This is a genomic window from uncultured Oscillibacter sp. (assembly GCF_910587525.1).
Taxonomy (GTDB): domain Bacteria; phylum Bacillota; class Clostridia; order Oscillospirales; family Oscillospiraceae; genus Oscillibacter.
This window is the reverse complement of the sequence record NZ_CAJULS010000077.1, coordinates 1-11,237: the sequence shown is the minus strand read 5'-3', so window position 1 is coordinate 11,237 and position 11,237 is coordinate 1. Positions and strand designations below refer to the sequence as shown.

Sequence of the window (11,237 nt, the reverse complement as noted above, 5' to 3'; positions counted from 1 at the left end):
TGCGGCCAGAAGTGGACAGCTGGGAGGGCAGGTCTCCGGTATTGGGACTTCTACGGCGGCTGTATTCACCGTAGTGACGCTGTACAACGGGCAGACTTTGACAGGGGATATCGGATGCGAGGTGATGCTGCGGATAGGCACCGCCGTCTGTGTGACGCCCTCCGCGCCGGGACTGATCGACGAGACTACCGCCGGGACGCTGAACAACGGTGGCGCCCTGGTTCAGAACCACCTCTATATGATGACCATTGAGAACCGGGCCGTCCGGGCCACTGCCGCTACCACAAAACTGCTGGTACGGGGATCGTATACCATCACCTGATTGGAAATATTACATAATTGGCCCCGCCTGTGCATAGATTGGCACAGGCGGGGTATTTTCTATGTCCGCGGTCCCTGACCCGGTGCGCTGAATTTTCCTCCGGCGGGAAGGTGTTCACATGAGCAAGGGATGTATGGATAAATTTCCAATGCTGCTGGACGGCAGGGCGGCGGGGGAGCTGATTGTGGAGCAGGAGGCTCTCTACACCTGGTTCGACGCCCGCTGCCGCCTGCCGGAAGAGGGGAGACTGTGGTGCGCCTGGGCCGTGGGGGAGAAGGACTCTCTACGGCTGGGGGTTCTGGAGCCCTCAGGGCAGGAGGCAGTGATCCGGCGGCGGTTTTCCAGACGGATGACGGAGCCCCTGGGACGGCTGCTGCGGGGCGAGGTCCGGCCTGCGGCGGAGGAAGACCGCGAGACGTGGCAGGCCGTACCGGACGCGGAGACGCTGTTTCGTGCTCCCTGGCTGCGAAAGCGGCTGCAGGGTATCGCAGGGGCGCTGGTCCGGACTGACAGAGGGAGGCGATTCCTGGCCCTGCCCTATGACAGCGGAAAACCGTTTCCGCTGCCCACACTCTTTTGTTTTGCCAGCATCCGGTCTATCCATGGCGAGAGATACGCCGTCTTCGTCTTCGACGGTGAGGATCGTCCGGTATTTCCGTAACACACCGCGTTTTACCCAATGGGGGGAGAAAAAATTTTTCTGAAACCAAAATTATGTATACCACATCCGGTATTTTTGTGATATAATCCCCATAATATGTTCGTCCACTGCAAAATCCGGTCAAACGGACGGCTGCAGAAGAAACAGCGCTGGCGGACTGCCGGTGCGCAGAAGGGGAGGCCATTTTTATGAAATGTCCGTTTTGTGGGTACAGCGAGAGCAAGGTCATCGATTCCCGGCCCGCCGAGGAGGGGGCCAGCATCCGCCGCAGGAGAGAGTGCCTCTCTTGCAGCAAGCGGTTCACCACCTATGAGACGGTGGAGAGCCTTCCCATGGTGGTCATGAAGAAGGACGGCAGCCGCCAGAGCTTTGACCGGCGGAAGGTGCTCTCTGGCATGATCCGCGCTTGTGAGAAGCGTCCTGTGCCCCTGGCGGACCTGGAGCGGATTGCCGGCGAGATCGAGCAGGATCTTCAAAACGGCATGGAGCGGGAGATCAGCACCGAGGATGTGGGGGAGAAGGTCATGGAGCGCCTGCGGAAGGTGGATCAGGTGGCCTATGTCCGCTTTGCCTCCGTGTACCGTCAGTTTAAGGATATCGACACCTTTAAAGAGGAACTGAATAAACTGTTGTTGGAGAACGAGTAAGGCTTACAGAATGTTCCGGAGGCTGAACCGCTCCATTTCCGCCAGCAGGCGCAGCTGTTCCCGCAAACCAGCAGTCTCCGCCCGAAACTCGGAGAGCTCCTGGGTGGCGGCAAAGGCCTGACAGCGGCAGTACATAGACTCCGCCTCGTCCACGGCGCTGTGTTGGGAGACGATGTGGAGGTAAGTTTGGCGTCTGCTCCAGTCCGCATAGCTGTCTGACAGGACAGAGAGGGCTCCGGCCCAGTCCTCGGACTGTGCCAGCGTATCCGCTGCCTGCAGCTGTGTCCGCCAGCGGGCGGTATCATCGGTGATCTGGCCTCCATTCCACAGGGCGAAGGCCAGCAGGACTGCCAGCAGGGTCAGAGGCGGCAGGATACCTTTCATGGATGGTGCTCCTTTTTTACACAGGATACCCGGCCCTGTTCGTCCAGGGTCAGGAGAAAGACCTCTTTAGGGGAGGAGAGAAGCTGTTGGTGCAGCTGAGTCTCCAGCCATGCGCGGTCATGGCCGCAGGCGGCAAGATTTTTATGCAGGATCCGCCCGTCGTTGATGAGGACTGTGGGCAGTGTCACATCGTCCTCCACCTCCAGATGCAGCTGGGCGGCGGTTGGGGGCTGCTGGCGGGACCAGGGCAGGACGGACAACTGGCCGGAATTTTCCAATATGGCGTATTTTACGTCCTCTACACAAGAGACGCCTTGGCTTCTCAGCTCCTCCAGAAGCTCGTCCAGGGTGTAGCGGTTTTCCCGCATGGTCTGCTGTTGGATGACCCCGTGGCGGATCAGTACGGCGGGGGTGCCGCACACCAGTTCCCGGAACCGGAGATTCCACAAGGACAGCTGGCTCATCAGCATGGAGAGGCTCAGCAGCGTCAAAATGGGAATGACTCCGGCCAGAAGCGGGATGCCGAAATCCTGCATAGGCACAGTGGCCAGGTCTGAAATCATCATGGTCAGCACCAGCTCGCTGGGCTCCAGCTCGCCAATCTGGCGCTTGCCCATCAGCCGCAGGCCGATCATGATGAGAAAATAGAGTATTATGGTGCGTGCGAAGGCGGTCATCATAGGCGGGTTCCCTCCGTCTGGATAGTCTTTCCTTCCGCCGTGAAATTATTCCGGGATATTGCCTTTGAAAAAGAGGCACTATCATATAAAGCGCAGGTAGAAAGGAGGATAATGGGAGGTACCCATCAAAAGCGCCAGTGCCTGTAATGCGATTCAACTTTACAGGATGACGAGGAGAGGGAAGGATCGAAAATTCGGCGGATGTCCCTCCGTATCCCGCGGGTGCGTGACGCGGGCCTTGAAATATGCGGGTGACCGCAAAACAAAGAGGCCGCGGCCGCGGAGAGAGCGACAGATTCTGCGCGTTTGTCCTCTTGATCAAAATCAGGAGGTTTTTCTTAGCATGTGTGGAATTATTGGATTTGCGGGACGGCAGGATCAGGCCGCCCCTATTTTGCTGGACGGTTTGGAGCGGATGGAGTACCGCGGGTACGACTCCGCCGGCATTGCCGTCCGCTCGGAGGAAATGGGACTTCAGGTCCGCAAGACCAAGGGAAGGCTCCGGGTACTGTCGGACCTGACCCACGGCGGGGCAGATCTGGCGGGGACGCTGGGCATTGGCCACACCCGCTGGGCCACCCATGGGGAGCCCAACGATGTCAACGCCCATCCCCATGTCAGCGAGAACGGAAGTATTGCATTGGTTCACAACGGCATCATCGAAAATTATCTGGATCTCAAGGAACACCTGATGAAACTGGGGGTGACTTTCGCCTCCGACACGGACTCGGAGGTGGTGGCCCAACTGCTGGAGTACCACTACAATGAGTGCCATAACATGCTGGAGGCGGTGGGCCGGGTCCTGCGCCGGATCGAGGGCTCCTATGCCTTCGGCATCATCTGTTCCGACTATCCCAACGCGTTGATTGCCGCCCGGAAAGACAGCCCGCTGATTCTGGGCAAGGGCGAAAACGGCAATTTTATTGCCTCAGACGTGACAGCCATCATCAAATACGCCCGGGATGTCATCTATATGGAGGACGGCGAGATTGCCGTGGTGACGCCGGACAGCATTGATGTGTTTGATGATGAGCTTATTCCGGTGGACAAAAAGTACAATATAGTGGACTGGGATGTATCCGCGGCGGAGAAGGGCGGCTGTGCCCACTTCATGTTCAAGGAGATTTTGGAGCAGCCGGAGGCCATCCGCAAGACCATTTCCCCCCGTATCCGAGAGGGGCGGATCGTGCTGGACAACATCACCCTGACGGCAGAGTACGCCCGGAAGATCTCTCACATCTACATGGTAGCCTGCGGCTCCGCCTATCATGCGGGGATCGTGGGGAAGTATGTCTGGGAGCGGCTGCTGCGGCGGCCGGTAGAGGTGGTGCTGGCCTCGGAGTTCCGGTACAGTGAGCCCCTTGTGGACGGGAACACCCTGGTCATCACCATCAGCCAGTCCGGCGAGACGCTGGACACCATGGCCGCCCTGCGGGAGGCCAAGCGCCTGGGAGGCAGGACGCTGGCCATCTGCAATGTGGTGGGAAGCTCCATTGCCCGGGAGGCGGACGATGTGCTCTACACCTGGGCCGGGCCGGAGATCGCAGTGGCCACCAGCAAGGGATATTCCACCCAGCTGGCGGCGCTGGATTTGGTGGGGCTGTATCTGGCGGATCTGCTGGGTACTGTGGAACAGAGTGAGTATGACGCCATTTTGGAGGAGCTCCGGACTCTGCCGGAGAAGATGGAGCGATATCTGGAGAATTTTCAGGATACCCAATACTTTGCATCCCGGTATTTCAACCACAGCTCCGTCTTCTATATCGGCCGGAATCTGGACTACGCCATGGGCCTGGAGGGCTCTTTGAAGTTGAAGGAAATCAGCTATATCCACTCTGAGGCCTACGCCTCCGGCGAGCTGAAGCACGGTACCATCTCCCTCATTGAGCCGGGAACGCTGGTGGTGGCCCTGGGCACCTACGGGCCGCTGTTTGACAAGGCCATGAGCAATGTGGTGGAGGTAAAGGCCCGGGGCGCGGAGGTTCTGGCCATCACTACAGAGGGCTTCCGGGAGAAGATGGCAAAGACCGCCGATGCGGTGATTGCCGTGCCGGACACCCATCCTGTGCTCCAACCCTCTCTGGGCATCGTGCCCCTCCAGCTGTTTGCCTATTATGTGGCGCTGCAGCGTGGGTGCGACATTGACAAGCCCCGGAACCTTGCGAAATCGGTTACTGTGGAATAATTTTGCCCGCCCGCGTCGAAAGGCGCGGGCGGGATTTTATCCGCTGCAAAAATTTTTTCAAAATGCCTCTTGACTCTCACCCCGGGGGAGGGCTTATGCTGTTTTTGAGCTCAAGATTCACATCGATGTGGAGGAACACGCCATGCTGAAAATCGGCGAATTTTCAAAACTGTCCAGGATCAGCATCCGCCTGCTACGCCAGTACGACGAGAGCGGCCTGCTTACCCCGGAGTCCACCGACCCCTTCACCGGCTACCGCTATTACAGCGAGTACCAGCTCCTCACGGCAAACCGGATCAGAGCATTAAAGGATATGGGCTTTACAGCAAATGCGGTTTCTGAAGTGCTGGACTGCTATGATGATCCGGCGCTGCTGGAGCGCTGCCTGCGGCTGAAGCGGGCGGAGGCCTCTGCGGCGCTGGAGGAGGCGGAGCGGCGTCTGCGGCTCCTGGACACAGCCCTTGAACGGCTGAGAAAGGACGAAGCAAAGATGAAATACGATGTGACGATCAAGACGGTGCCGGAGCGGACCGTGGCCAGCGTCCGGCAGATTATCCCCAACTATGACCGGGAGGGTGACCTGTGGCATATCTACTGCCAGGAGACCGCCCGGATGAACATTCAGGACGGGGACCCGGTTCTTTGCACTGCCATGTATTATGACGGCGAATTCAAAGACCAGGACGTGGATGTGGAAATTCATAAGAACGTGGTGGGGACCTATCCCGACACGGAGCACGTGAAATTCAAGACCGTGCCGGCGGTGCAGGTGGCCTCCGCCACTTTCCGGGGGAGTTATGACCAGATTGGCGAAGTGAATCAGGCGGTAGCCGCCTGGGTGCGGGAGAACGGCTGGGAGTTTGACGGGCTGTTTTTCAACATCTATCACATCAGCCCCCATGAGACCCGGAACCCCGACGAGTTTTTGACGGAGGTCTGCTATCCTGTGCGGCGGAAGTGAGGCCGAAGGAAACTCCTGACCCGGCATCCGGTCCGAAACACCTGACAGAGCTGAGCGGCGTTTTTTGGAAACGCCGCTCAGTTTTTCTTGACATATATCGGATGCCAATATATTATATAGATAACCTATATAAAGGAGGAGACCGCTATGGAACTGGACAGGAGTCTGGTCAGCGGCAGTATGGCCATGCTGGTGCTGAAGCTGCTGGAGGACGGGGACAAATACGGCTACCAGATGATCGAGGAGCTGCGCCGCCGCTCTGAGGACACCTTTCACTTGAAGGCCGGGACGCTGTACCCCCTGCTCCACGGCCTGGAGGAGAAGGGGCTGGTGACCGCTTACGAGGGAGAGGCCGCCGCCGGGAAGCCCCGGCGGTACTACCGCCTGACGAAGCGGGGCCATGGGGCCCTGCGGGAGAAGGAAACGGCGTGGAACGCCTACGCCCAGGCTGTGGGAAGGGTTTTGAAGGGGGGCGCCTGCTTTGCCTGAGACCATTCAAGGGTATATTGAGGCGGTGGAGGAGCAGATCCGCTGGAGGCGGGCCCGATCCGTGGTTTCTCTGGAGCTGCGCCGCCACCTGGAAGACCAGCGGGACGCTTTTGCGGCGGAGGGCCTGGAGGATGCCGAGCGGCTGGCGGTAGAGGAGATGGGGGACCCGGTGTCTGTGGGCACGGAGCTGGACCGGCTCCACCGGCCCAGGCCCCAGTGGGGGCTGCTGGGTCTGACTATTGCCCTGGCCTGCGTGGGGGCGTTTTTGCGGGTCTGGCTTACCCGGGGGGATGGAGCGGACGCTGTCAGCCCGGTCATGGCGGCTCTGGCGCTGACGCTGGGGACGGCGGCCCTGCTGGGGGCGTATTTTTGGGATTTTACGGCTCTGGTCCGCCATCCCAGAGCCGTCTATGCGGGGGCGCTGGCGGCGGGTGTGCTGTCCTGGCTGCTGCCCCATGTCAACAACGCCGCTTATTACACTCGCTACATCATCCTGCTCTATCCGGTTGTATATGCACTGTGGCTGTACAGCTGCCGGGGAAGCAGCTGGAGACATTTTGTTCTGGCACTTGCCGGAGGGATTCCGCTGGCGCTGATCTGTATGCTGGCCCCTTTCAGCTTCGGACTGTTTATTCTGCTGGTGTGCGGCCTGATTCTTCTGCTGTGCGCTGTCCGGATGGGGTGGTTCGGTCCCGGCCGGTGGAAATTTGCCGGAACCGCGCTGGCTCTGGCTGTGGGGGTGCCGGTCCTCTTTTTCGGAATGGGTTACGGAGCGTCCTTCATCATGAGACTGCGTTTTGCGTTCCATCCGGAGCTGGACCCCTATGGAAGCGGATATTGGGGCTGGATGACAAGAATGACGCTGCGGGATGTCCCGTTCATCCGGCGGGATGAACACGCCTCGTTTGGCATTGCAAGCCGCGGCAGGGCATACTGCAGTTGGTTCGGTGAGAAGAGCTATGTGGAATTTAGTATGGATCAGGATTTTGTGCCATTGAAGCTGCTGGTGGGATGGGGCTGGCTGGCTTATCTTCTGCTGATGGCGGCGATTGCCGCCCTGCTGGTCTGGCTTCTGATCCGGTGCCTGCGGCAGAAACAGCAGCTGGGCCGCCTGACGGCGCTGGCGGTGGTAATGAGTCTGGGACTGGAGACTCTGTTCAGCGCCGCGCTGAATCTGGGTTTTGTGATGTTTTCATCCCATCTGCCTCTGATTGTCGGAAATCTTCACACGGTGCTGGATCTGGCGCTCATTGGTCTGGCCCTGTCCGTGTTCCGGGGCGGCAGTATCCTCAGAAATGAGCCGCCGGAGGAAACGCGGCAGTCCGTGTTTCCGTGGCGGGTAAAAATATCAATTATTTCCTCCATGAAAACATGAGATTTTTGTTATTTTTACCAAACTTGGAAAATCGGTGAAACAAATTGGCCCCCTCAAGCGTCTTTATAATCAGAGAGATTATAGACAGAGGATGATGGAATGGAGAAACGGCACGCCCTGAGCATGATGGGATTGTTTTTTGCCACGGCGCTGACCCTTGTTCTGGCCCGGTGGGAGGGCGGATGGCTCCAGAGCACCGCAGAGGACCGTCTGCCAAAGCCCGCGGCGGAGCCGGCGCTGGACGCGGACGAGGCCCGGCAGGTTCTGCGTACATACTTTATGAATCATTACAACGAGGCCAGCTGCTCCGCCGTCTACACGGACTTGACCCACGACGGTGTGGAGGAGCTTCTGGTCCTGACGGTGGAGAACAGCCGGGCCGGAGAGCCTGTGCCGCTCCATGGCGGCACCCTGGACGCCGACAGCTTCACCCGGGCCCAGGTGACGGTACTGTGGGCGGGAGAGGGCGGAGAGGTTCTGCCCATCTACGAGTTCGCCTGCGGCGCGGAGCACAGCCAGTGGGGGGAGCTGTACCTGAAAAAGGAAGAGGGGGCGGACTATCTTGTGTGGTACGCGCCCTATACCGCATCGGGCCGGGGAGACTTTCAGACGGCCCAGTTTTTTCTGGGAGAGAACGGCGCGGTTTTGGATGATGTCCGGGAGCGGATTTTCTTCCCGGCCGGGGACGGTGAGCCACAGGAGGGAGACGCGGACGAGGCGGAGATTACCGCCTTTCTGGCCCGGGCGGAGTCGCTGCTAAGGGACACGGAGCCAGTAATCGTCTTCAATGTGATCCATGACCCTTTGACCGGCACCGACGGCCCCCGGCGGTTTGCCTATCTGGACGCACTGTTTACCAGTTTTTGACGGCGTTTTATGGCATGATTGAAGCCGTTCCACTCGCTGTCGTAAGCGGCTGCGGCCCCCAAAGATGGTATTTATTTCTTCCAAACGTAAAGTTTGGAAGAAATAAGCCGGAAAGAGATATTGACCCTGCGTAATTTTTCCGGTATAATGAGGAAACGGCGCCTAAAGGTGACATAACACCGCGGCTCTTTCCGGAGCCGCGGTGTTTTTTTCATTTCGTGCCGACATATTTCGACAGGGAGGAACTGCCGCCATGCACATTCGACTTCCAAAACGCCTTCTGGCCGCGGCGCTGGCGGGGGCGCTGGCTATGACCCCGGTCTCCGCCGCCTTCTTTGACACCGAGGCCCACTGGGCCGCGGAAGCCATCGCCAAGTGGAGCGAGGAGTACCAGATCATTCAAGGGTACGAGGACGGAACCTTCCGTCCCGACAACTCCATCACCCGGGGAGCCTTTGCCGGCATTCTGGACCGGTTTTTGAAGTTCCAGGTCCAGGCCCCGGCGGAGACCTTTTCCGACACGGCGGGGACCTACTGGGAATCGGCGATCCTGAAGCTCAACGCCGCCGGGATATACTTGGGCAACAATGGAAGGGCCCTTCCCTCGGACACCATCACCCGCCAGCAGGCGGTGACTATGATCGCCCGGGCTTTCGGCATTGATGCCCTCACGGTAAGCCTGCCCTATCTGGACGCGGAGCAGTTCGCGGAGTATGCCCAGGGACCGGTGGCGGAGATGACAGCCCGCGGCTACATCACCGACAGCCAGGACGGCTATTTCCGTCCCCAGACCCCCATCACCCGGGCGGAGATCGTCAGTATCCTGAACAACATGATCCAGGTGCTGGTGCAGGAGCCGGTGAACTACTCTGCCGATGTGAACGGCACATTGATGATCAATGCTGAGAGCGGCGCATCTCTGTCGGATATGACGGTTACCGGCGATCTGATCCTGGCTCCCGGTATCTCCGGGCCTGTGACGCTGAATAACGTGGCAGTCCAGGGGGCCATTCGGAATTTCAGCGGTGTGGAGCCCACGGTGTTCCAGGTAGTGCCCACGGACCCCGCACAGCCAGGGGAGATTCAGACGCCGGTGATACCAGTGACACCGGCGGGGCCCGGTATCCAGCCCAGTGAGGTCTACACCCCGGGCATCACCACTGGGGAGACTTTTGAGTACGACAAGCGGCAGATCCCCGTCTACGCCGACGCGGAGCCCATCCAGCTCTATCAGGGGGACTTCATGTGGAACGACACCGGGGACCGCCTGATCTACACCGGGAACCGTTTTCGCACCCGTTTCGGAATCGACGTGTCTGCATACCAGAACCGGGCCAGCGCAAATGAGACAATCGACTGGGAGGCCGTAGCCGCCGACGGTGTGGAGTTCGCCATGGTGCGCATCGGCCTGCGGGGTTACTCCAGCGGCGGCATTAACGCAGACGCCTACTACGCCCGGAACATCGACGGGGCCATGGCGGCGGGCATTGAGACCGGCGTATATTTCTTTGCCCAAGCCATCACCGTGGAAGAGGCCATTGAGGAGGCGGACTTTGTCATCGAGCTGCTGCGGGACCACGAGATCAATGGCCCTGTAGCCTACGACTGGGAGATGCACGATTCCACATACCGGGTCTACGGTACCACGCCGGAAATGGCCACCGCCTGCGCCGTTGCCTTCTGCAAGCGGATCGCGGAGGCGGGCTACACACCCATGATCTATGCGGGGACCTATGTCAGCTATGTCAAATATGACCAAGGTGCCATCGCCCCATATCTCAGCTGGTATCCGGAGTACAAGAGCGACTCCTCGGAGAAGCTGTACCCCACCATCCGTTACCAGATGGATTACTGGCAGTTCACCAGCAACTGTTCCATCGCCGGTATTGGCGGCCGGGTGGATGCCAACATCCAGTTTATCCCATGGTAAAAAGAGGCGGCAGGCCTGTGGGCCTGCCGCCTCTTTCAGGAAGAAACCGTCAGAGACAGGAAGGCGGAGATGAAGGACAAAAGAGTGGCATCCGCATGGCAGACCAGACATTTTAAGATTCGCAGCAGCAAGCATACAAGCATATGGGAGGACACGATATGGAGCAAGCTGTCTGAAAGCATTTATATCAGGCGTGGCAATTTAAAGGAGACCGAAGAGACCGGGAGGATGGAAGAAACCTGTTGACAAACTGGTGTTCATCCTTTATAATCCCACGTGTATACGGCGATGAAGAGGAAGAGTATCCGCATAGGCGCTGCGCAGAGAGCCCCTGTTTTGCTGAAAAGGGGAGAGGGCCGGACGGAGAATACCCCTCAGAGCCGGCACCCCAACGGCTTTATGGCCCAGTAGGCGTGCTCCGGGTGCGCCCGTTACCGCGCTGTCGTGTGTTGGCACGGCCTGAGGCCGTCTCTGTGAGGAGGCGGTGAACCAGAGGTGGTACCGCGAACCTGTTTCGCCCTCTGTCCCGGCCCGGGACAGAGGGCGAATTTGATTTGACAAAAGGAGAAGACACAACATGACCTGTTACGAGGAACTGCGGGCCCGTGGCCTCATCGCCCAGGTGACTGATGAGGCGGAGATCAAGGAGCTGGTGGACAACGGTAAGGCAGTATTCTATATCGGCTTTGACCCCACAGCGGACTCTCTGCACGTCGGCCACTTCATGGCCCTGTGC

Annotated in this window: 10 protein-coding genes, 2 pseudogenes and 1 other annotated feature; of the genes and pseudogenes, 10 read left to right on the top strand and 2 right to left on the bottom strand. The window is 59.1% G+C overall.

Going from position 1 to position 11,237, the window contains the following annotated elements; all coding sequences use genetic code 11:
- From QZ326_RS08200 to nrdR, 3 genes and pseudogenes are all read left to right on the top strand, one after another.
- Positions 1-322 (top strand): annotated as a pseudogene (locus QZ326_RS08200) (hypothetical protein); the annotation flags it as partial.
- Between the two features lie 133 nt (positions 323-455).
- Complete coding sequence (locus tag QZ326_RS08195) at positions 456-983, top strand: hypothetical protein (protein WP_295743748.1); 528 nt, start codon at positions 456-458, stop codon at positions 981-983.
- A 188-nt stretch (positions 984-1,171) separates the two neighbouring features.
- Complete coding sequence (nrdR, locus tag QZ326_RS08190) at positions 1,172-1,630, top strand: transcriptional regulator NrdR (RefSeq protein ID WP_295743745.1); 459 nt, start codon at positions 1,172-1,174, stop codon at positions 1,628-1,630.
- A 3-nt stretch (positions 1,631-1,633) separates the two neighbouring features.
- Here nrdR and QZ326_RS08185 read toward each other — a convergent pair whose 3' ends face one another.
- Both QZ326_RS08185 and QZ326_RS08180 read right to left on the bottom strand, forming a co-directional pair.
- Positions 1,634-2,014 carry a DUF4363 family protein gene (locus tag QZ326_RS08185; protein ID WP_295743742.1) on the bottom strand — a complete coding sequence of 127 codons (381 nt, stop codon included), beginning with the start codon at positions 2,012-2,014 and terminating at the stop codon, positions 1,634-1,636.
- Positions 2,011-2,694: a DUF421 domain-containing protein gene (locus QZ326_RS08180; protein WP_295743739.1), complete on the bottom strand. Its 684-nt coding sequence runs from the start codon at positions 2,692-2,694 to the stop codon at positions 2,011-2,013. Before QZ326_RS08180 ends, QZ326_RS08185 begins: the two co-directional genes overlap by 4 nt.
- 343 nt (positions 2,695-3,037) lie before the next feature.
- On the opposite strand from QZ326_RS08180, the gene glmS reads away from it, so the two are divergent.
- From glmS to QZ326_RS08145, 7 genes and pseudogenes are all read left to right on the top strand, one after another.
- A complete protein-coding gene (gene glmS, locus QZ326_RS08175) occupies positions 3,038-4,879 on the top strand; it encodes a glutamine--fructose-6-phosphate transaminase (isomerizing) (RefSeq protein ID WP_295743737.1) in 1,842 nt (613 codons plus the stop codon).
- A gap of 142 nt (positions 4,880-5,021) precedes the next feature.
- Positions 5,022-5,840: a MerR family transcriptional regulator gene (locus tag QZ326_RS08170; RefSeq protein ID WP_295743735.1), complete on the top strand. Its 819-nt coding sequence runs from the start codon at positions 5,022-5,024 to the stop codon at positions 5,838-5,840.
- Positions 5,841-5,987: 147 nt separating this feature from the next.
- Positions 5,988-6,329, top strand: coding sequence for a PadR family transcriptional regulator (locus tag QZ326_RS08165; protein WP_295743732.1), 342 nt, complete (start codon positions 5,988-5,990; stop codon positions 6,327-6,329).
- The gene (locus QZ326_RS08160) at positions 6,322-7,704 is read left to right on the top strand and encodes a permease prefix domain 1-containing protein (RefSeq protein ID WP_295743730.1); all 1,383 of its coding nucleotides are present in this window, start codon (positions 6,322-6,324) and stop codon (positions 7,702-7,704) included. The genes QZ326_RS08165 and QZ326_RS08160 overlap by 8 nt, the downstream gene beginning before the upstream one ends.
- A gap of 99 nt (positions 7,705-7,803) precedes the next feature.
- The gene (locus tag QZ326_RS08155) at positions 7,804-8,571 is read left to right on the top strand and encodes a hypothetical protein (protein WP_295743727.1); all 768 of its coding nucleotides are present in this window, start codon (positions 7,804-7,806) and stop codon (positions 8,569-8,571) included.
- Positions 8,572-8,824: 253 nt separating this feature from the next.
- Positions 8,825-10,501, top strand: a complete 1,677-nt coding sequence (locus tag QZ326_RS08150) for an S-layer homology domain-containing protein (RefSeq protein WP_295743724.1) — start codon at positions 8,825-8,827, stop codon at positions 10,499-10,501.
- A 279-nt stretch (positions 10,502-10,780) separates the two neighbouring features.
- Positions 10,781-11,026: a binding site (T-box leader), on the top strand.
- 52 nt (positions 11,027-11,078) lie between these two features.
- Positions 11,079-11,237, top strand: a pseudogene (locus QZ326_RS08145) (tyrosine--tRNA ligase); the annotation flags it as partial.

What these genes read in the sequence shown, in the direction of transcription:
- QZ326_RS08185 (WP_295743742.1), bottom strand. Translation starts at nt 2,014, where the DNA reads ATGAAAGGTATCCTGCCGCCTCTGACCCTGCTGGCAGTCCTGCTGGCC.
- QZ326_RS08195 (WP_295743748.1), top strand. Translation starts at nt 456, where the DNA reads ATGGATAAATTTCCAATGCTGCTGGACGGCAGGGCGGCGGGGGAGCTG.
- QZ326_RS08155 (WP_295743727.1), top strand. Translation starts at nt 7,804, where the DNA reads ATGGAGAAACGGCACGCCCTGAGCATGATGGGATTGTTTTTTGCCACG.
- nrdR (WP_295743745.1), top strand. Translation starts at nt 1,172, where the DNA reads ATGAAATGTCCGTTTTGTGGGTACAGCGAGAGCAAGGTCATCGATTCC.
- glmS (WP_295743737.1), top strand. Translation starts at nt 3,038, where the DNA reads ATGTGTGGAATTATTGGATTTGCGGGACGGCAGGATCAGGCCGCCCCT.
- QZ326_RS08170 (WP_295743735.1), top strand. Translation starts at nt 5,022, where the DNA reads ATGCTGAAAATCGGCGAATTTTCAAAACTGTCCAGGATCAGCATCCGC.
- QZ326_RS08180 (WP_295743739.1), bottom strand. Translation starts at nt 2,694, where the DNA reads ATGATGACCGCCTTCGCACGCACCATAATACTCTATTTTCTCATCATG.
- QZ326_RS08150 (WP_295743724.1), top strand. Translation starts at nt 8,825, where the DNA reads ATGCACATTCGACTTCCAAAACGCCTTCTGGCCGCGGCGCTGGCGGGG.
- QZ326_RS08165 (WP_295743732.1), top strand. Translation starts at nt 5,988, where the DNA reads ATGGAACTGGACAGGAGTCTGGTCAGCGGCAGTATGGCCATGCTGGTG.